This window comes from Streptomyces sp. NPDC000410, assembly GCF_040300305.1.
Classification (GTDB): domain Bacteria; phylum Actinomycetota; class Actinomycetes; order Streptomycetales; family Streptomycetaceae; genus Streptomyces.
On record NZ_JBEPDM010000081.1, the window covers coordinates 1 to 19,102 of the forward strand.

The following is a 19,102-nucleotide window of genomic DNA, read 5'->3' on the forward strand; positions in this document are numbered from 1 at the left end:
GGTGACCGTCGTCGCCCTCCATGGCGTCTGCGACGACGGCCCCGCGGTGGACGTGCTGGAAACAGGCGGAAGCGTCGTACTGTCGGCCTCCGTCCAAGACCGGAAAGACAGCGGCAACTGCACCAAGCAGGCGAAGTTGCAGCAGGTGACGGTGAAACTGGAACGCCCCGTGGGTGACCGCGTCCTGCTCGACGCACACACCGGCCAGCCAGTCCTCTACAAGGGGCTCGGGATTTCGCCGAGCGGGAGCTGAGTTTTTCGGCTCCGTTCTCCCTCCGGTCTGCGTCCGCTGAACGGCCATGCAGACATCCTGACGCACCCGACAGCCGCCCCGTCTGCCCGCCACCAGAATCAAGTCCTTGGCGTTCGATCCGGCATCGGCGACGCGATCAGATGTCGATCAGGGTCAGCCCGGGGTAGATGTCGTGCCAGCGGTAGCGACGGCAGTGGAAGTGCCAGTAGGCGAAGGCGGTCATGTAGCGGTCGAGGTGCGGGCGCTGCTCGTCAGTGGCGAGGTCCAGGACGCGGCGGTAGGCGGCGAGACCGCTGTCGAGGCTCCGGCCGTAGGCGGCGAGGTAGGGGATGTTCTCGCTCACCGAGCGGCGGTAGATCCGGCTGGCGAGGAAGTCCTCGCCGTGCACCGCCTCCTTGTAGAAGGACAGGACATCGTTGATGTCGTTGAGGAACGCGACGCAGGAGCTCAGCGCTGCCGACCAGAATGCCCGGTTGTGGCGGGCGCTCAAGCAGGGATCGGTGAACTGAAGTGAGGTGAACCAGAACTGGGAGAAGCCGTTGAAGACGCGGACGAAGTCGCTGTCCACCTCGTCGGACGCTTCCGGCGTGAACTCCGCCTCCATGAGGACGCCGGTGATCGCGTTGTAGAAGAAGGTCTTGAAGACGGCGAGGAACGTCGGATCGCAGAACCGCGTGACCTCGTTGAACATGTGCCGGATGTACCGGGCGTTCGGCGAGGATGAGCGTGGCTCGGGCAGCATGCCGGACCGCAGGATGGCTTCGGCCTCTGCGGGGTCGTGGCAGCACACGTCATCGGTGTTGGTGGTGAACACCCAGATGCGATCGAGGGCGAGGGCGAGCGCGTCGTCGGCGATGGGCACCATGAGGGCGCGCATCAGCGTGATGTTGTCGGTGGTGGCGGCGGGGATGGCGACGCCGAACGCCGCGAACTCGGTGGTGAGCACATCGGCGTCGGCGCGGGCCTGCGCGAGGTTGACGGGCGGATCGAAGGTCGCGGTGAGGGCGATCATCTCGTCGACAAGGCCGGAGGCCAGGACACCGGCAACCATGGTGCGGTGGCGAGGATCGGGGACGGCGTCGAGGCCGCTCCGCGCGGTGTAGCGGAGGGTGTCCACGCCAGGCGGTCGGGGGTGCCTGATCGTGCGGTGGCCTGTCGATTCCACACCCCGTCCTTCCGTACGTCGTTTCCGGTCAGAGGCGCGTACCTTTACGGCCGCTCCGGATACTCACACAGTTGATTCCATCACCGGCTGCAAACGAGGCGTCGTGAACTCGACCGGGCGTACGCCGTACCAACAGGTTGACGGGAGCGGGAGTACCGGCATCGCCGGAAGCCGAAGGCAGCCCCGCTCGGCAGCACCGCCCCAGCCCGAGGGCGACACCTGCACGGGTCCATCACCACTCATCGCGACAACTCTGTCGGCCGTGCCCACGAATACGCGACACCCCGGCATGCGCCCTGAACCAGTCAGCCCGTGCCGCTGCGTGCAGCACCGGCGGGTAGCGCACCCGTAACACGGGAGCTGCCCGTGCCGGGCGGTGACGGGAAGGGAAGAACGTCACTCCATTGGGTGGGAGATGCCTCCGGTCGGCGTAGTGCCGAAATGCCGTGGGCACTTTTCGCAACGGTGTGGGGTTCCACGCCATCAGCGGAAGCAGAGGAGGACCTGCATGCAGCAGGACGAAGCGTACGAACCACCGGCCATGGTGGAAGTCGGTGACTTCGCCGAGCTGACCCGCGGCGAGGCCCTGGGCGCGTTCTACGAGGGTGGATTCCCGCCGTACGAGTGGTACCTCGGCCCCAACTGAGCCCGAGACCGACAACACATGACGGGGTGACGTGCCATGAGCGGTGACGTATGGTTCACGATCCTTCCGGACGGTGAATCCGGCGTGGCCGCGGCGCGGCTCCTGCGCCCCTGGGCCACCGAGACCATCCCTCACCACTCCGGTCGGCCCTGGCTGCTGGGCAGTTGGCCGGACGGACTGGTGACGGTGGGCGCGGCAGGGGCGCGGCGAGTCGCGGTGATCGGGCGCTGCCCGGTCACCGTCGAGGCGCTGTCCGCGCGGGCGGGACGGCTGCGGGACATCGGGGACGTGGAGCGGATCGCCCATGGTCTGACCGGAAGCTTCCACCTCCTTGCCTCCGTCGACGGTTCGGTCCGGGCCAGGGGGAGCGCGTCCGGGGTGCGGCGGCTCTTTCACGCGCGGGTGGGCGGAGTGTCCGTGGCCGCCGACAGGTCGGACCGGCTCGCCGCCGTGACCGGAGCGGCCCCTGACGAACGGATCCTGGCCGCGCACCTGCTCGCCTCGCCGCTTCCGTATCCGCTGGACGACCGCTGTGTGTGGCAGGGCGTGCGAGCCCTGCCGTCCTTCGACTGTCTGCTGATCGACGCGGACGGGCGGGCCCGGACCCAGCGGTGGTGGACCCCGCCGGAGCCAGAGCGCGCGTGGCGGGAAGGAGTGCCCGCGGTGCGTGCGGCGCTGACCGCCGCGGTGGGCGCCTGCACGGCCGGCGGGGGCACGGTGAGCGCGGACCTGTCGGGCGGCCTGGACTCCACCAGCCTGTGCTTCCTGGCCGCCCGGGAGCAGGAGCGGACCCGGCCCGCCGGAGCGAGGCTGGTGACGCTGCGCTGGCAGAGCCTCGACCCGGAGAACGACGACGCGGCCTGGGCCGCGCGTGCCGCTGCCCGCCTTCCCGGCAGCGAGCACGTCACGCCCGCCCGCGACCAATGGCCCCTCTGGTACAGCGACTTGAGGGCTCTCACCGGCGACGCCGTCCCCACCGACGAGCCGGGACCATGGGTTCGCGACGGCGCCAGGATGGCGGCGCTCTGCCGCCTGATGACCGGCCGCGGGTCACGCCTGCACCTGATGGGCGGCGGTGGAGACGAGCTGTTCAGCACGTTCCCCCCGCATCTGCACGACTACGTCCGGCGCCATCCGCTGGCGGCGTATGCCCGTATCCGTACGCAACGCGCCTCCCAGCACTGGCCGCTCGGGCCACTGCTGCGGCAGCTCGCGGACCGCAGGACGTTCGGCCAGTGGCTGGCCGCGTGGGCGCAGGGCCTCACCGCGCCACAGCCGCCGTCGCCGGCCCTGGTCCGCGGTGCGCCCTCGACGGCGTGGGGGGTGGACCTGCGCATGCCGCCGTGGGCGACTCGGGACGCGGCCCTGGCCGTGCAGAGCCTGCTGCGGGAAGCCGCCGAGACCGCCGAGCCGCTCGCGCTCCAGCGCGGACAGCACACGGCACTCGCGTGCGTACGGACCGGTGGGCGCGGCCTGCGGCAATTGGATCAGGTGACCTCCCGCAGCGGCCTGGGGCAGGCCGCGCCCTACCTCGACGACCAGGTGATCGAGGCCGCCCTGGCCATCCGCGTGGCCGAGCGCAGCACCCCCGGCCGGTACAAGCCGGTGCTCGCCGAGGCGATGCGCGGCATCGTGCCCGACGACGTCCTGCGGCGGCAGACGAAGGGCGAGTACAGCACGGACTTCCACGCCGCTCTGCGCCACAACCGCGCCGCCCTGGCCGAGCTCTTCGACGGTTCGCGGCTCGCCCGGGCCGGACTGATCGACGACGCCGCGGTCCGTGCGTCCCTGCTCGGGGTGCACCCCACCCCGGAGGGGCTGCGCTCCCTCAGCTCCAGTCTGGGCAGCGAGATCTGGCTCCGTGCCCGCCCCGCACGCACCCGTCCGCCGACCACTGCGATCACTGAAGGAGCGCCGTGAGCCTGACCCTGCGACCCGACGTCTGCGTGACGGACACAGCGGACGGCATGGTGGTGCTCGACGAGGTCACCGGCCGGTACTGGCAGCTCAACCGCACCGCTGCGCTCGTCCTGCGCAGTCTCATCGACGGCGCCGAACCACCGGACACGGCCCGCGCGCTGTGCGCCGCCTACCCCCGGCTCACCGAGGAGCGCGCCGGCGCCGACACCGCCTCGATCACGCGCGCACTGATCGAGGCCCGGCTGGTGGTGCCCGCATGAGCCAGTCGATGGTGCCCGCCACCCGCCGCCGCCTGCCCCTGCGCCGCCGTCCCGCCGCCCTCCTCGCCACGGCCGCCGCCCGGCTGATCGTCGCGCTCAAGCCGCGCCGCATCCGCCGCGTCCTGTCCGTGGTCCGGCGGGGGGCCGCCCCCGCCACCATGCGGCAGGCGCTCGCTGCCCGCGAGGCCGTCGTCGCGGTCAGCGCGCGTTGCGCCGGGGAGGGCTGCCTTCAGCGCTCCGTGGCCACCGCGCTGCTGTGCCGGATGCGCGGGGTGTGGCCGGAGTGGTGCACAGGAGTGCGCACGGCGCCGTTCCGCGCGCACGCCTGGGTGGAGGTCGACGGCCTCCCGGTGGGCGAACCGCACCGGCCGGGGGAGTACCAGCGCATGATGGTGGTGCCGGCCGCCCTGCCGGAGAAGCGGCTGCCGGAAAGGCAGCCCTGAGGCCCGGCGGGCCCCCGCCCTCAACGGGGCCCTCGGCGGCAAAGGGGCGAGCGGTCACCGGTCCCGGGCGAGGCGGTAGAGCTCGGCGAAGAGTCCGTCGCGTGCCATCAGCGTCCGGAAGTCGCCCTCTTCACGGACGCGACCCCGCTCGAGGACGACGATGCGGTCCGCGATCCGGGCGTTCTCCAGGCCCTGGGTGACGAACACGGCGGTCTTGCCCGCGGCGAGCTCCTTGAAACGGCGGATCACCAGGTACTCGGCGCGGGGGTCCATCGCGGAGGTGGGCTCGTCCAGCATGAGCATCGCGGCATCACGGTAGAAGGCGCGCGCGACGGCGATCCGTTGCCACTGCCCGCCGGACAGATCGGTGCCGCCCCAGTGCGAGCCCGCGACCAGCGTGTCCAGGCCCTGCGGGACGTGCGCGATGACGCTGTCCGCGCCGGCCGCCCGCGCGGCGTCCAGGAGCGGGGCGTCGCTCTCGGAGCGGGGCTGGCCGAGATGGATGTTGGCGCGCAGGTCCATCGGCCAGCGGGTGTAGTCCTGGGGCACCAGGCCGACCTTCGCCCACACACTGTGCGGGTCGGCCTCGGCCAGGTCGATCCCGTCCCAGCACACCGTGCCGGCGGACGCGACGCGGAGCCCGGTGAGCAGGGCGGACAGAGTGGTCTTGCCGGACCCGTTCTCGCCCACCAGCGCGATCAGTTCGCCGCGCCGCAGTGTGAGGCTGACGCCGTCGACCGCCGGAGCCGCGGCACCGGGATAGGTGTAGCTCACGTTCTCGCTACGGATCTCGGCGGGCGCGCCGGCCGGGATCACCCGGGACCCGCGGACCGCGCGCAGGGCCTTCGCCCGGTGAAGGAACGCCTGCCAGTCCTCCAGGTACAGGCTGGTGCGGAACAACCGGGCGGCGGCCAGGACCAGGGACGTCAGCGCGCCGGTGGAGGTACGTACGGCGACGACGGCAGTGGCCGCGAGCGCGAGGTCCATCCGCCCGGTGGCGGCCAGCCAGCCGAGGGCGGCCCAGGTAGCGGCGAGCATGAGGCCGCTGACGCCGGCACCGAGCAGGGTGACGCGCAGGACGCGCGGGGCGGCGCGGCGGTGCGTGGCCTTGATCCGGTCGGTGATCTCCCGGTACCAGCCGGCCAGGAACGAAGCCATGGTCGTGGCGCGGACCTCGGCCGCGGTGCGCTGGTGGGTGGCGTAGTGCCGCAGCAGATAGCGCAGATGGCTGTCCGCGATGTTCTGGTGGTCGGCGCGGTGCTGGATGCGCGCGGTCGTGACGGCGGCGGCGCCCTTGGGCACCACGGCGAGCATGAGCAGCGGCAGCAGCACGGGGTGGAGCAGGGCAAGCACCGAGGCTGCGGCGATGAGTTGGCCGAGCGAGGAGACCAGCGCCTGGGCATCGCCGATCAGGTTCTCGGTCGCCTCCGCGCCGCGGCCCGCGGCCTGCAGCCGGTCGGCGAAACCCTGCTGGTCGTACGCTTCCAACTCCACCCTCGGGGCAGCCGCGAGGATCTGGAGGTCCGCCTCGGTGGCCACCTCCGGAGCAAGACGCGCGGAGGCGTGGACGGCGAGCGCGTCGGCCCCGGCACGCACCCCGGCGGCGACGGCGACAACGATCAGCGCGGGAGCGGCCGCCGCCACCCGGTCGGCCACCTGACCGCCCTGGAACAGCTGGGCCAGCGCACCCGGAAGCGCGGCGAGCGCCACGGCCGAGGAGACGACGACGGCCAGCTGGCAGCCGGCCAGCCAGAACATCGCGGAACGGTCGGCGGCCCAGCCGAGGCGGGCCGCGGCGGCGAGCGTACGCGGCAGCCGGGCGGCCATCCGCCACCAGGAGGCATTCGCGATGTCCTCGAAGTGCGCGTCGCCGCGGAGGCCGACCTGCTGCGGGGTGTTGACGGACGAGGAACCGGATGAGGATGGCGTCACCCGTCCCATGGTGGTGCGCCAACCGGAGCACGCGGGGGGCGAAGAGCCCGAATTAGCCCGCAAGGTGGGAACCGTAAAGCAGGCAGGAGAAAGTCGCGCATCGGCCACGGCAGTGACGCCCCGAGTACCTACCACCACTACCTCGGCCGATCCCCGGCGGCTTCGGCTGATCACAGGAGCCTGCACACCAGGTCCCTGGCAGTTCGGAGTTCCGGGCGGCCAGGGACCGCAGTTCAGGGGCCGACTGCTGACCCGGGTTCCGTCTCTGCCGGACATGTGACCCGCACCTGCTCGTACGAGACGCCGCCGGAACGTCCCGATCCGCCGCGGCCCCCACCCCTCATCCGAGGCCCGCCGCCATCGCCTCCACCTGGTGGGGTCCTCCGCCGCCCGGGTCACGCGGCCCGCGTCGGGCCGAGCTTGCAGAGGAGGAGAACAATCCGCGGGTCCGAGCCCTGTACCAGCGCCTCGGGTACGAGGCCTACGGCCATCGGCCGGATGCCTGGGATAAGGAGGCGCCGGACGGCTCGCTCTGCCGGTACGAAACAATGTGCACGCTGATGCGCAAGAACTTGTCGTGAGGGGGCGATGGTGTGGCGCTGGAGGTGTGGGTATCGGTCTTTTCGCTCGCAGGTGTAGCGCTCGGTGGTGGTCTGACGGCGCTCTCCCAGCGCGCCACCCAGCGGTCCGCTGAGCGGGCGGAGGAACGACGGCAGGCATCGGCCACCTCTGAGGCGCGCCGAGCCGAACAGTTGCAGGCAATCAAGGATTTCATCGCGTGTGCCCAGGATGCCGAACGGGCGGCCTACAGCCGTCCTGATTCGTGGGGCGATGACGATGGCTGGAGCGGGTCGGCTGCGGCCACAATGACCAAGCTCTGGGTCGCTGAACGGCATCTTGTGCTGCTCTGCGACACGGTCCTGCACGCCCCTGTTCATGCGTATGGTCGCGCGCTCAACCAGGCGGTGTGGCGCGAGATCGGCGACACCGAGGTCAACGAGCACCTTGAGGAGCACAAGACCGCTTTCATGACAGCGGCCCGCGGAAGCCTCGCCTCCCATTGAGCCCGAGCGACCTGTGTGAGATCTCGCGGTTCAGCTGTTGCGGAAATCGGGCGACCCACGATCGCCTCTTCAACCCCTGACCGCCTGGGGAACAAAGAGCGACACCGGCCTTTTCGTAGGTTTCATCGCCTCGGGCCTGCACACGGATGTGCGGGACCGACTGCGGCGGGACGGCGATGGGGTGCCATGCGGATAAATCCGGTGGTCCCGACCTGAAGGCACCCATAGCATCCGCCTATGACCGAGGAGACCAGGATCTCAGGCAACGAGCATGACGCAGAGGCTGATAGGGAACTTTCCTGGCGGGCCAAGTCCGTCGGCCTCGCGGCACTCGACTTGGACGACGCCGAGCTCTTGCACGGCTGGCGATCCGACCCTGAAACCGCCCACCAATTGGGCATCTGGCCGTGCTCGCTCACCGCTATGCGCGAGCGCGTCGAGCGCGACATCGACGACGACGAGCGCGACGACTTCCTCATCCTCATTCCGGACAGCACTCCTGTCGGGCACGTTGCGCTGACCGGCCAGGACATGGTCAACGGAGCGGCACAGGTCGAGCTGATGCTCGCTGCTCAGCATCGCGGGCACGGCCACGGCACCGCCGCCCTCGACGCTCTGGTGGATCTGGCGTTCGGCGAACTACCGATGTACCGGCTCACGGCAGAGACTCACATGGACAATGCCGCCGCGCTCGCCGTCCTCGCCAAGTCCGGCTTCGTGCAGGAAGGCATCAACCGCGCCGCCTGCCTCCATCGTGGCCGCCGCCACGACCTCGCCGTGTTCTCACTACTCCGCCCCGAATGGGAAGAGCTGAACCGGCCTCGTGCCTGGGACTCCTGACCAGACAGAACGCTTGTCGCTGGTGAAGTAGCGGTATTGCTTGCTTGCTCAATTCCTCGTAGAGGTGGTCACGCACAGCTTGTACCGTCCGCAGTGTGAGCGTGGCCTTACGGCCTCGGCGCCTTCTCGCGGCGATGACCGCGTCGAGTCGCAGAGGCCGAGACCTAGGGTTGGGGGATGTGACAAGCGGTGCCGGGAGCCGGTCGGACATCGCTGCCGAGGCACGGAAGCAGGCGTATGGCGAGTCCACGTATGGCAGGGGGTCAGCCGTCACCCACGGCAGACGCAGTGCCCGAAGCTCGGCACGTGCTATCTCGCCCATGAGTTCCCGTTCGAGCGTGTTGTCGTCCAGGGCTTGGTGGCTCGCGAGCCATTCCAGCGGGGGCACGTCGGACAGGATCTGTGCATGGATCGCGGCTCGAGTCGGCTCCGGGGTGTCCTGACGGGCGAAGACACGGAGCGCAACGCGCAGGTTCGTATCCTGGGCGAGCTTGTCGCGCAGTGCCGGTGGGAGGTCGGGGTGTTCCGCGAGCTCCTCGCGCACCTCATCGTCCGGATCGTCGGCCAGCCGGCGGGCGGTGGCGGTGTCCAGCGTGCAGTGGCGCACCGCCCCGGCGCGCGTGACCGGGTCGGCCAGCAGCGCCGGAACGAGGTCTGCTGGCGGAACGGGATGGGGAATCCGGCGAAAGTAGGTCGCGCAGGCTCCTGCTCGTACTGAGTCGTCGGGATCCGTCAGCAGCAGCCGGCGCACCTCTTCCGGGGCCGTCGTCCACCATTGGGCAAGCGTCGCCCGGACCTTCGGGTCGGAGTCCGCTGCCAGCCGGGCCCGCAGGTCCGCCGGTACGTGATCGCTCTCCGCCACGTGTCCGCGTACCTGCGGGTCGGCGTCGCCGAGCAGCCGTTCGTACAGCTCTCGCGGTGCGTCGCCCGCAGCAACCGCCACAGCCGTGCGTACCGCGGGATCCGGGTGCTCGGCAAGCATCATCCGGAAGGCGTGTGGGAGGCTGCGGTTGAGGGCGAGCGAGTGCGTGAGCCAGTGGTCGTCGGCGGCAATGATCTCGGCGATCATGTCATCGCTCAGGTCCGGCCGTTCGGCCACCGTGCCAAAGCCCTTGCGATAGCCGAGGAGGCGGCGCACGAGTTCTGACGGCAGGGCGGGGTTTCCCGCGAGCCCGTCCACCACCTTGTCGAGGTGCACCGGTGGCGGTATGGCGTCCGGCATGGCAGCGGCCCCCTCTGCCTCGGTGATCCGACCACCGAGTCTCTCACGCGCCATTGGGGAGCAGGCGACAGCGGCCACCGCCGCGACGACAACAGGGCCCCCGCCGCGGTCCGCCGCATTCGCACCCAGGCCCGCGAACAGATCCTCGTTCAGGGCGGCCCATCGCCGACTTCCGCGGAAGCCAGCTCGTCTGAGAACGACACCACCTCGCATTCCCGAGCTATCTGGCAGTCCCGCAGGTCAGGGCCTCGTTTCCTGCCACATGGAATACGACAGGACACGCATGTCCCGTCGCGCTGAAGCTGTCGGATTCCCCCTCGTTCTCGTTCGTACTGTCGGATTCTCCTTCGTGGCGCTCTGAGGGGCTGCCCGCTCTCACTTCAGTGGCTGGTCAGTTGTCCTGTCGCATTGAAGCTGTCGGATTCGCAGGGCTTCTCGTTCGTGTTGTCGGATTCTCATTGCGTCGCACGCTGAGCGACGACGTTTGCCCCGTACGTGGGGTTTGATCTCATTTTTCTGGTCCGGTTCTCGCAGTACCTGTCACGGTCGTTTTCGGCAGGTATGCGGAGCCGGGGGTGGCGATGGATCTGGGTCTGGTCGATGTCGAGTGGGCTGATGGTGAGGGTGGCGGGCTGCGGAAGTCCGTGCTGGAGGCGGTGTCCCGGGTTCGGTTCGAGTTGGTGCTCCCAGTGCGGCGGTTCACGTCGTACCGCGGGCAGCGGCACTTCACGGGCTGGTACTGGGCTGCGACGACGGAGTCGCTGGTGGGGTTCGAGTCGTGGCTGGAGCGGGACCGGGCCATGCTCCTTGTCCATGACCGGCGGGTGGTGGGGCTGGCCTCGCAGCCGTTCCGGGTGACCTGGCAGGGGGCGACGCGCCGGATCTCGCATACGCCGGACTACTTCGCACGGCTGGAGGACGGCTCGGGCCTGGTCGTTGATGTCCGGCCGGCGGACCGGGTCGGCCCGGAGGATGCGGTGAAGTTCTCGGCGACCGCGGCGATGTGCCAGGAGATGGGCTGTTGGTCCTTCGCGCTGGTGCACGAGCCTGATCCGGTGGAGATGGCCAACGTCCGTTGGCTGTCGGGATATCGGCATCCACGTAATCGGGTCGGCGACGTCGCGAAGCGGCTCATGGACACGTTCGAGGACCCGCAGTTGCTCATGGACGGTGTCGAAGCGGTGGGGGACCCGTTGTCCGTCCTGCCGACGCTTTACCACCTGCTGTGGTGCGGTGACCTGCGTCTTGACCTGTCGGTGCCGTTGGGAGACGGCGCCATGATCGGCCATGCGGCGGTGAGTCATGGCTGAACTGGCGCCACGCGGGGTTCTTCGGGTCGGGGACCGGATTCGGTTCGAGGGCCACGACCAGCAGATCATCGGCCTGGATGGAACGATCTTGCGGCTGCTCAGCGACGAGGGCGACACCAGTGTCATGGCTGCCGGTTACGTGATGGCGGCCGCCGATTTCGAGGTGCTGGACCGTGGGCCGGAGGCGGTCCCGGAACGAGTCCTGCCGCCGTTCGCGTTGGTGGACGCGTTGCCGCTGGCGGCCGTCGAGCAGGCCCGGTTCTGGGAACAGCACGTGGTGGAAGTACTCACCGGGCTGCCCCCGGATGCTCCGGAGGGCACGTCTCCTCGGCCCGAGTACGACCCGGCCTGGCGGACGCTGATGGAGCGAGAAGCTGCGAAGGTGGCCGAGCTGGCGGCCGGCGGGCAACAGATGAGCAAGCGGACCTTTCTGCGAATGCGGCAGCGCTACGAGGCCGAGGGGTTGTGGGGGCTGGTGGACGGCCGGTCCCGGAAACCGCCGGCCCCGGTCCCCGGCACGGGAAGGACGGACGAGCGCGTGGTCGAGGCGGTCACCGAGGCCCTGGCCGGGCAGACGGACCTTTCGACAGGGGATCGCAAGCGGCTCATGCTGCGGGCCGAGCAGATCCTCGCCGCGAAACACGGCGAGGAAGCGGTGAAGCTCCTGCCGACGAGGGCGACCTTCTACCGGCTGGTGAACGGCCTCGCCAGGAACAACGAGTCCTTCGGTTCGGCCACGGTCCGCCGCCAGCGAGCGCTTCGGCCCGTGGGGCCGTTCACCCCCTCCATGGCCGCCCGCCCCGGGGAGATCGTGCAGATCGACTCCATGCGGCTGGACGTGATGGCGGTGCTGGACGACGGAGTCGTGGCCCGCCCTGAACTGACGATCGCGGTCGATGTCACGACGCGCACGATCTGCGCGGCCCTGCTCAGGCCCGCGGGCACGAAAGGCGTGGACGCCGCGGTGCTGCTGGCGAGGATGCTGGTTCCCGAGCCGATGCGGCCGGGCTGGAGCCAGACCCTGGCGATGTCGGACTCGATCCTGCCGCACCAGCGGCTCATGGCGGTGGACGCACGGTTGGAGAAGGCTGCGGCCAAGCCGGTCATCGTCCCGGACACCATCGTGATCGACCACGGCAAGGTGTTCGTCTCCGACACGTTCTCCTCCGCCTGCTCGCTGCTGGGGATCTCCTTGCAGCTCGCGAGGCCCAGGACCCCGACGGATAAAGCGATCGTGGAGAGGACGTTCGCATCGATCAACTCGCTGTTCTGCCAGTACGTCGCGGGCTACACCGGCTCCGATGTCACCCGTCGCGGCAGCGATCCGGCCTCCGAGGCGGTCTGGAGCCTCGCTCAGCTCCAGGACCTCCTGGACGAGTGGATCATCTGCTGGCAGCAGCGTCCGCACGAGGGTCTGCGCAATCCGTATATGGCGGGGCGGACTCTGTCGCCGAATGAGTCGTACGCCATCGCTGTCGCCCGCGCCGGGTATTTGCCCGTTGCTCTATCGGCGGAGGATTACATCGAACTGCTGCCCGCGGTCTGGAGGGCCGTCAACGACTACGGCATCAAGGTCAACTACCGCACCTACGACAGCCCCGAGCTCAACCGGCTACGGAGGCAGCCGTCCGGGGTGACGGGCAAGCAGGATCTGTGGGAGGTCCACTACGACCCCTACGACGTCTCCCGCGTCTGGGTACGGCGAAGCGACAGCCGCCGATGGATCGAAGCCCCGTGGACCCATCTGCCCATGGTCCGGGCCCCATTCGCCGACTTCACCTGGCGTCACGCACGCCAGCTCCTCGCCGACCAGGGCCGCGACGACACCAGCGAGACCGCCATCGCCCAGGTCCTGGCCAAGCTGCTGCGCAGGTCGGGGAATCCGCCAGCCGGATCGGAGCAGGTCATGGCCCGCACCCGGGCAGCCCTTGAGGCCCCCACACGGCCCGCACTCCCACCTGCCCGGCCCGCCGATGCGGACGACAGCGAGAACGAGGGTTCGGAGGATGCGGCGGTCACCCCCTTCGGCGTCTTCAACCCCCTGGAAGAGGAAGGTAAGCCTCTGTGGTGACTCCGCCCGACGCCCGTGATGACGAGCACAACCCGCTGACCACCAAGGACGGCTGGAAGCAGTTCGTCGATGATGCCCCGATCTGCCCGACCATGCTCTCGCTGCGGGCCTTCATGGCCCTGACCGAGGAGAAACGGCTCGCTTACAGCGAGCCCAGGCTGGACTACCACTCCCGGCTCGTGATCGTGGGCACCCCCACCGTCCGCAACGTGTTCACCACCGGGCGGCGCCTGGTCCTGCTCAACCGGCACCAGATCTCCGGCCGTCGCGGGCTGATCGTCACCGGCCAGGCCGGGACCGGCAAGACGACCGCCATCGCCCAGCTCGGCCGCAACCATGAACTCCTGGTCCGGAAACGACTCGGCCCGGCCGCGGCAGGAAGACTGCCGGTCGTCTACGTCACCGTCCCGCCCCGGGCCACCCCGAAGATGCTCGCCATCGAGTTCGCCCGGTTCCTCGGCCTTCCCGTCGTCCGACAGGAGACCCAGACCTCCATCACCAACGCCGTCTGCGATCTGCTGATCAAAATGCGCGTCGAACTCGCGCTCGTCGACGAGATCCACAACCTCAACCTCGCCACCCAAGCCGGGGCAGAAGCCTCCGACCAGCTGAAATACCTGTCCGAGCGGATCCCCGCCACCTTCGTACTCGCCGGCATCGACGTCGCCGCGAGCGGCCTGTTCAGCGGGGTCCGGGGCCAACAGATCTCCGGCCGATACACCGTCACCGACACCGAACCGTTCGCCTACGGCACCACTGCACAGCGGCAGAACTGGCGGAACCTGATCGCCTCGCTCGAAGACGCCCTACGACTGCACCGGCACAAGTCCGGCAGCCTGGTCAAACTCGACGGCTACCTCCACGAACGCACCGACGGCGCGATCGGCAGCCTCTCCCAACTCGTCCGCGGCGCCGCCCTTGAGGCCGTCATCAGCGGCAGCGAGGCCATCACCCGCAAGACTCTGGAGACCATCGAGGTCGACCAGACCGCCGAGGACGCCCGCCAGGAACACCGCCGCAACCGGCGACCGCGCCGCCGGAGGCCGGATGCCGACGCAGCCTGACCAACTCCACCGGCTGCCCGTCGCTCTCGGCCCCGTCCACGACGAGACCCTCGGCTCCTATCTCCACCGCCTGGCCGTCGCCAACAACCGTCCCGCGAGCTTCCTCGCCCGCCTTCTGGGCCCGCTGCCGCCGGAGTTCTCCCCGCTCAGCAACACCACCGCCGACTGGAATCCTCACTCACCCGACCGTCTGGCCACACTCTCCGGGCGCCCGACGCCTCACCTCGCCAGGGCCCTGCCCGCGCTCGCCGACTTCCTCAGCCCACACGGTCCCGGGCAGCGAACGGAACGGCTGATCAGCCGCCCCTGCCGCTGCTGCACAGCCCGCCGCAGCCCCACCGCTTCCGTGGTCATCACTCTCTCGCCGGCCCACGTCCACCTCTGCCCGCGGCATCAGCTCTGGACCCGCTCCACTCACGACATCCCGCTCGTCGCTCTGCCCGAAGTCATCGAGGCCCAGCGACGCCTCGACCAACTCGCCCGCCGGCACCGGCAGACCGGACGGGCCCTCGACCTGGCGCGGAAGATCGTCGAGGACTGGTCTGCCTCCGGAATGCCGATCGACCTCGGGAAGGAATGGACCGATCGCCTCGACCGCGTCGAAGGTCTCGCCGTCAGCAAGAAGATCTCGGCTGAGGACCGCAGTCACCTCGCGGCGTTCCCCGAGATCGTGGTGCTAACGCACCTGATCCTGGACCCGCCCACATCGGCCATCGACCCCAAGGCGCTCTACCTGGCAACGACCGCTGAGCTGCGCCGACGATTCGCTCGGATCTACACCACCCTCGGAACCCAGGACCCCCTCTACCGGAGATTCTGCCTCTACCGAGATCACGACTTCCGCGAAAGCCAGGTCGCCTGAGAACCTCGGGCCTCCGACTTCTCAAACGACCTGGCACCCCAGCAGGTCAACAGCTCGCCACCTGACAGATCCACTTCGACAGGACATCAGTGCTCCAGGGGATCAAAATCCAGGTGCTTACGAGCTGGTTCGCACTCGTATACTCGTGCAGGCTCATTGGAGGGGGAGACAGTGAAGCTTGCTGAGGCACTGGCAGATCGTGCGGAGGCGACGCGCCGTGTAGAACAGCTGCGAGCGCGCGTCGTCGACAGTGCGCGGTACCAGGAAGGCGAGACACCCGCCGAGGATGCAGCTCAGCTGTTGGCTGAGGCCGGTGAGGTGCTGGACGCCCTGGAAACGTTGATCCGGCGGATCAACCGGACCAATGCCACCGTGGAGATGGGTCCGGACGGCACGCTCACCGATGCCCTCGCACGCCGGGATGTCCTGCGGTTGCGTCACTCTGTGGTCACCGCGGCGGCGGACGCGGCGGCGGGCAAAGGCGAGCGGGCATACGGCCGGCAGCTTCGGTCCGAGCTGATGATGCTCTCCGCACTTCCGGTCGCGGAACTGCGTGCTCAGGCGGACGCACTCGCCCGGGAGATCCGCGAGGTCGATGTACGGATCCAGCGTACGAACTGGGAGGTCGATCTGCTGGACTGAGTAGTCCGGCAAGCTGGAGGGATGTGGAGCAGGTAGTAGCCTCGGAGGCGTGCACACACCGAGGGCTGGCGGTTTTCCAGCCCACGCCTGGTGCGTGAAGAGCAGCGCGGGGGTTCGACTCCCCACCAACAGTGCAGCTCAGCACTGCGTACAGGTAACGGTGCACATCGCACAGCACATCACCACGTGCAGATCCGAGGCGACGAGGGCGGGTTCGGGGCTTTCCACATAGCAGCACCTGGAGAACGGCGATTTCTGGCGGATACCGTTGGCGATTTTGGCGGCTCTCCTGCATCTATCGCGACCGAGACTTCCGCGAAAGACAGGTCGCTTGAGAACGCTGGCCACCGGCGGTCTCAAACGACCTGGCAACAGCTCAGGTCAGCAGCCCACCACACGCCAGACGCAGTGCGACAGATCAAACCCGCTCAACACGGCCGTGAGACTGAGCGGCTGGACACGGCGTGAGACACAACATCGAAGCCGAGGCTGAACGCCTTCGTGAAGTCTTCCGAAGTGAGTGGGCCCACCAGCCACCGCTGGTCGAGAACGCACTCGGCAAGCAGATGCTCGCCCTCCTCATCCAGCTGGACGCCGCCTGCACCGCCGCAGACCAGCTCGCCGAAGCGGTCGAAGAAGCCATCCCCCAGCACCCGGACGCCGGGATCCTGCTGAGCTTCCCCGGCCTCGGCATCCAACTCGCCGCCCGAGTCCTCGCCGAGATCGGCGACGACCGCACCCGCTTCGCCGACGCCCGCGGCCTCAAGGCCTAGCCCGGCTCCTCACCCATCACCGGAGCCTCCGGCAAGAAATCCGCCATCACCAGACGCTGGGTGAAGAACGACCGCCTCAACCACGCCGGCCACCTCTGGGCCTTCGCCTCCCTACGGGCATCCATCGGGGCCAACGCCCACTACCGGCGCCGACGCGAACAAGGCGACTGGCACGCCGCCGCGCAGCGCAACCTCTTCAACCGCATGATCGGCCAGCTCTGCCACTGCCACTGCCTGAAGCAAGGCAGGACCTATGACGAATCGCTCGCCTTCGGGGCCCCTCTGACCGAGGCCGTTGTGAACGCAGCATGAGCCGATCAGCGGGGAGTGAGGCAGGCTTCGAGGGCGGCTCGCTGCCGTGGGGGCAGGTGGTCGCCCAGAGGGACTTTGCGGGGGCTGTGATCGCCCTCGCAGAGCCAGCTTTGTTCGTCATCGTCGAACCACCAGCCGACGGCGCCCCACATGGGGTGCCCCTGAAGCAGGCGCTCGGCCAACGCCCGGCTCGCCTCGGGCGCACCCCGAGCGACCAGAGCCTCGACCACGGCCGTCACGGCCTCCTCCGGAACCGCCGCGTCGCCGAGAACCGGCAGAAGAAGGAGGAGACGGGCGTGAGGGTCGGTGACGCCTGCCGCACCCGGTGGTGCCTCCAGCAGGGCGGCGAGCTCGGGCCAGCACAGCCCCGGGCCGATGCGGTCCTGATCGTCGCTGGACAGGACGAGATCCTGGCCCCAGTCGGGATGCGTGAGGAAGCAGTCCGTGGTCGTGAACTCCTCGCCGCTGTTGAAGTGCACGACGATCGCGAAGCCGCCAGCCAACGGCACCGTGAACATGGGCCACGCCGACGGGTCGTGGAGCGTGTCCAGCATGGCGTCCGCGTCGCCCGCGTCCGATCCGAAGGCCTCTGGCGCGAACCCCTCAGCCAGGTCCGCCAAGTACGCAGGCCAGAAGCCGGGCTCGTCCAAGAGCGGATGCCCGTCCACGACGGGCGAAGAGGAGTACCTGTGCCGTGCCATCGCCATGCCGGGATTCTCCCCTGCCTGGTCAGAACTGTTTCGAGGCCCCTGGCTCTCAAGGTCGACCAACTTGACGGCACAGCAACGTGAGGTGTCTACAGCAGGTGCGGGATCCCGACTTATGATCGGATTCCGCACCGCGATGCCGGAGCAGCGCCGGATACGACGCGTCAGCGGGATGCATGCCTCCTGCCGACAAGTTCCACCTGTCGGCAGGTTCGGATATCGGCTGGTGCGGATCAGCGCCTCAGGCGTTGTCGGTGGGCAAGGGCAGACTGATCACATGACCGTGTCTCGCAACAGCTCTCGACACCTCCATGCCGACCTCGCTTGGGTGCAGTCGATGGGCGGCCCGTTGATCGTCATCCCGGCCTCTGCTGTGGACCGGTGGGGTGGCTGCACGGAAGACGGGATCATCGTCGGCGGGACTGATGTTCCCGACGACTACGACCGAGCATGTGACGTGGAGGGCTGGGCTGGGATTATCGACGTTGGAGCGGAAGCCTCGGCGTTGGTACTGGCCGACGAGCCGGCCACGACCTGCTACCTCTCCGAGCAGAATGTCTTTGTGCGGTGGCTTGCCGCTGATTCAGATGCCGAGCTCCTTGAGGCCGCGAGGGCCGTCTTGGACGACCCCGCCACTGACTGGGAGGACTGTGGAGTGTGGGAGACCGATGGATCGGCTGTTCTCCTGGACTCCGCCGTAGCCGGAGCGGACCTCGCCGTGGAGTACCCGGACCAGGGAGGCCTGCCGGAGCAGGCCCGGATTCCTGTGCCCGCAGGGCGCTGGAGGGTGCGCGCGACTCACGATACGGGCGACTTCCCGTGGGTGGGGATCGTCCAACTCCTTCCTGAACGAGTCTTACGTATCTGAGCGGCGGGCCATCTCGGCTGCGTAGGTGGCTCTGACGGCTCCCGCCGCTCATCGTTCGGCGGCGAAGGAGCTGACCCCGAGGAGCCGTTCCAGGACGGCTGGGGTCATCGGGACACAGGGACCTCCGGGTGAGCGGACAGCTTGTGTCCTCGCTGGCGGACAGTTGATCTCTCCGTCCGGTATGACCATTCGTCACCCGTGCAGCTCAACGACAGTGCTGCGGATGCGTAGGGTGGGTGGGTGCCAGATGAACGGAACCCGCGTCCGAAGCCCATGGCCGAGTGGCAGGATGCGTTCCACTTCGAGGAACAGGTGCGGCTGCGGCCTGCGATGTTCATCCGCTCGGTGCAGGAGTTGAGCACCATGCTCACCGGCTACTCCATCGCTCTTTCGGTCCATGGAGTGGACGAGGATTTCGTCTTCGATCCCGCCGGCGGGCGCTTCGCTCAGTGGTTGAGCCATGAGTCCGGCTGGTCGATGGCGACCGGCTGGGCCCGCGCGATCGAGCACTATCTCCCCGATGAGCTGCCACTGGAGGCGTTCGGGTCTGGTGCAGGTTCGGGTGACAGGTTGGGTCACGCGGCCTGGAGGGCCGGTGTGGTCATGACGGTTTCGAATTCGACGAGGGTCAGTCGGCCGAGTGCGGCTTGTCTGCGGCGCCGGTGGTAGGTCCGCTCGATCCAGGTCACGATCGCGATCCGCAGTTCTGCGCGGGTGGTCCAGCTTTGGCGGTCGAGGACGTTCTTCT

Annotated in this window: 16 protein-coding genes and 4 pseudogenes; 15 read left to right on the forward strand and 5 right to left on the reverse strand. The window is 68.9% G+C overall.

Going from position 1 to position 19,102, the window contains the following annotated elements; all coding sequences use genetic code 11:
* Positions 1-253, forward strand: a pseudogene (locus ABT342_RS36255) (hypothetical protein); the annotation flags it as partial.
* Positions 254-389: 136 nt separating this feature from the next.
* Here ABT342_RS36255 and ABT342_RS36260 read toward each other — a convergent pair.
* Positions 390-1,418 carry an isoprenoid biosynthesis enzyme family protein gene (locus ABT342_RS36260; protein ID WP_351583252.1) on the reverse strand — a complete coding sequence of 343 codons (1,029 nt, stop codon included), beginning with the start codon at positions 1,416-1,418 and terminating at the stop codon, positions 390-392.
* Positions 1,419-1,926: 508 nt separating this feature from the next.
* On the opposite strand from ABT342_RS36260, the gene ABT342_RS36265 reads away from it, so the two are divergent.
* Genes ABT342_RS36265 through ABT342_RS36280 form a run of 4 tightly spaced genes read left to right on the forward strand, consistent with a single transcriptional unit; the run spans position 1,927 to position 4,687 of the window.
* A complete protein-coding gene (locus tag ABT342_RS36265; RefSeq protein WP_351583255.1) occupies positions 1,927-2,064 on the forward strand; it encodes a lasso RiPP family leader peptide-containing protein in 138 nt (45 codons plus the stop codon).
* A gap of 36 nt (positions 2,065-2,100) precedes the next feature.
* Positions 2,101-3,984 carry an asparagine synthase-related protein gene (locus tag ABT342_RS36270; protein WP_351583258.1) on the forward strand — a complete coding sequence of 628 codons (1,884 nt, stop codon included), beginning with the start codon at positions 2,101-2,103 and terminating at the stop codon, positions 3,982-3,984.
* Positions 3,981-4,244: a lasso peptide biosynthesis PqqD family chaperone gene (locus tag ABT342_RS36275; protein WP_351583261.1), complete on the forward strand. Its 264-nt coding sequence runs from the start codon at positions 3,981-3,983 to the stop codon at positions 4,242-4,244. The genes ABT342_RS36270 and ABT342_RS36275 overlap by 4 nt, the downstream gene beginning before the upstream one ends.
* Complete coding sequence (locus ABT342_RS36280; protein WP_351583264.1) at positions 4,241-4,687, forward strand: lasso peptide biosynthesis B2 protein; 447 nt, start codon at positions 4,241-4,243, stop codon at positions 4,685-4,687. Before ABT342_RS36275 ends, ABT342_RS36280 begins: the two co-directional genes overlap by 4 nt.
* A gap of 54 nt (positions 4,688-4,741) precedes the next feature.
* Here the strand turns inward: ABT342_RS36280 and ABT342_RS36285 are convergent, their stop codons facing one another.
* A complete protein-coding gene (locus ABT342_RS36285) occupies positions 4,742-6,619 on the reverse strand; it encodes an ATP-binding cassette domain-containing protein (RefSeq protein WP_351583267.1) in 1,878 nt (625 codons plus the stop codon).
* 395 nt (positions 6,620-7,014) lie between these two features.
* Here ABT342_RS36285 and ABT342_RS36290 point away from each other — a divergent pair.
* From ABT342_RS36290 to ABT342_RS36300, 3 genes and pseudogenes are all read left to right on the forward strand, one after another.
* Positions 7,015-7,200, forward strand: a pseudogene (locus ABT342_RS36290) (N-acetyltransferase); the annotation flags it as partial.
* Between the two features lie 12 nt (positions 7,201-7,212).
* Positions 7,213-7,683 carry a hypothetical protein gene (locus ABT342_RS36295; protein WP_351583270.1) on the forward strand — a complete coding sequence of 157 codons (471 nt, stop codon included), beginning with the start codon at positions 7,213-7,215 and terminating at the stop codon, positions 7,681-7,683.
* Between the two features lie 237 nt (positions 7,684-7,920).
* Entirely contained in the window at positions 7,921-8,523 is a 603-nt protein-coding gene (locus ABT342_RS36300) for a GNAT family N-acetyltransferase (protein ID WP_351583273.1), read from the forward strand.
* On the opposite strand, the gene ABT342_RS36305 is transcribed toward ABT342_RS36300, so the two are convergent.
* Entirely contained in the window at positions 8,414-9,823 is a 1,410-nt protein-coding gene (locus ABT342_RS36305) for a hypothetical protein (protein ID WP_351583276.1), read from the reverse strand. The genes ABT342_RS36300 and ABT342_RS36305 overlap by 110 nt on opposite strands.
* Before the next feature lie 503 nt (positions 9,824-10,326).
* Here ABT342_RS36305 and ABT342_RS36310 point away from each other — a divergent pair.
* From ABT342_RS36310 to ABT342_RS36335, 6 genes and pseudogenes are all read left to right on the forward strand, one after another.
* Positions 10,327-11,055 carry a TnsA-like heteromeric transposase endonuclease subunit gene (locus tag ABT342_RS36310; RefSeq protein WP_351583298.1) on the forward strand — a complete coding sequence of 243 codons (729 nt, stop codon included), beginning with the start codon at positions 10,327-10,329 and terminating at the stop codon, positions 11,053-11,055.
* A complete protein-coding gene (locus ABT342_RS36315; RefSeq protein WP_351583279.1) occupies positions 11,048-13,126 on the forward strand; it encodes a TnsB C-terminal domain-containing protein in 2,079 nt (692 codons plus the stop codon). Before ABT342_RS36310 ends, ABT342_RS36315 begins: the two co-directional genes overlap by 8 nt.
* Positions 13,120-14,190, forward strand: a complete 1,071-nt coding sequence (locus tag ABT342_RS36320) for an AAA family ATPase (protein ID WP_351583282.1) — start codon at positions 13,120-13,122, stop codon at positions 14,188-14,190. Before ABT342_RS36315 ends, ABT342_RS36320 begins: the two co-directional genes overlap by 7 nt.
* On the forward strand, positions 14,174-15,052 hold the full coding sequence (locus ABT342_RS36325; protein WP_351583285.1) for a TniQ family protein: 879 nt from the start codon (positions 14,174-14,176) through the stop codon (positions 15,050-15,052). The genes ABT342_RS36320 and ABT342_RS36325 overlap by 17 nt, the downstream gene beginning before the upstream one ends.
* Before the next feature lie 171 nt (positions 15,053-15,223).
* Positions 15,224-15,694, forward strand: a complete 471-nt coding sequence (locus ABT342_RS36330; RefSeq protein WP_351583289.1) for a DIP1984 family protein — start codon at positions 15,224-15,226, stop codon at positions 15,692-15,694.
* A gap of 485 nt (positions 15,695-16,179) precedes the next feature.
* Positions 16,180-16,779 (forward strand): annotated as a pseudogene (locus ABT342_RS36335) (transposase); the annotation flags it as partial.
* Positions 16,780-16,784: 5 nt separating this feature from the next.
* On the opposite strand, the gene ABT342_RS36340 reads toward ABT342_RS36335, so the two are convergent.
* Complete coding sequence (locus ABT342_RS36340; RefSeq protein WP_351583292.1) at positions 16,785-17,399, reverse strand: hypothetical protein; 615 nt, start codon at positions 17,397-17,399, stop codon at positions 16,785-16,787.
* Positions 17,400-17,763: 364 nt separating this feature from the next.
* On the opposite strand from ABT342_RS36340, the gene ABT342_RS36345 reads away from it, so the two are divergent.
* Positions 17,764-18,354 (forward strand): Imm21 family immunity protein, encoded by a 591-nt coding sequence (locus tag ABT342_RS36345; RefSeq protein WP_351583295.1) that lies wholly within the window; start codon positions 17,764-17,766, stop codon positions 18,352-18,354.
* A gap of 575 nt (positions 18,355-18,929) precedes the next feature.
* Here ABT342_RS36345 and ABT342_RS36350 read toward each other — a convergent pair.
* A pseudogene (locus tag ABT342_RS36350) lies at positions 18,930-19,102 on the reverse strand (IS3 family transposase); the annotation flags it as partial.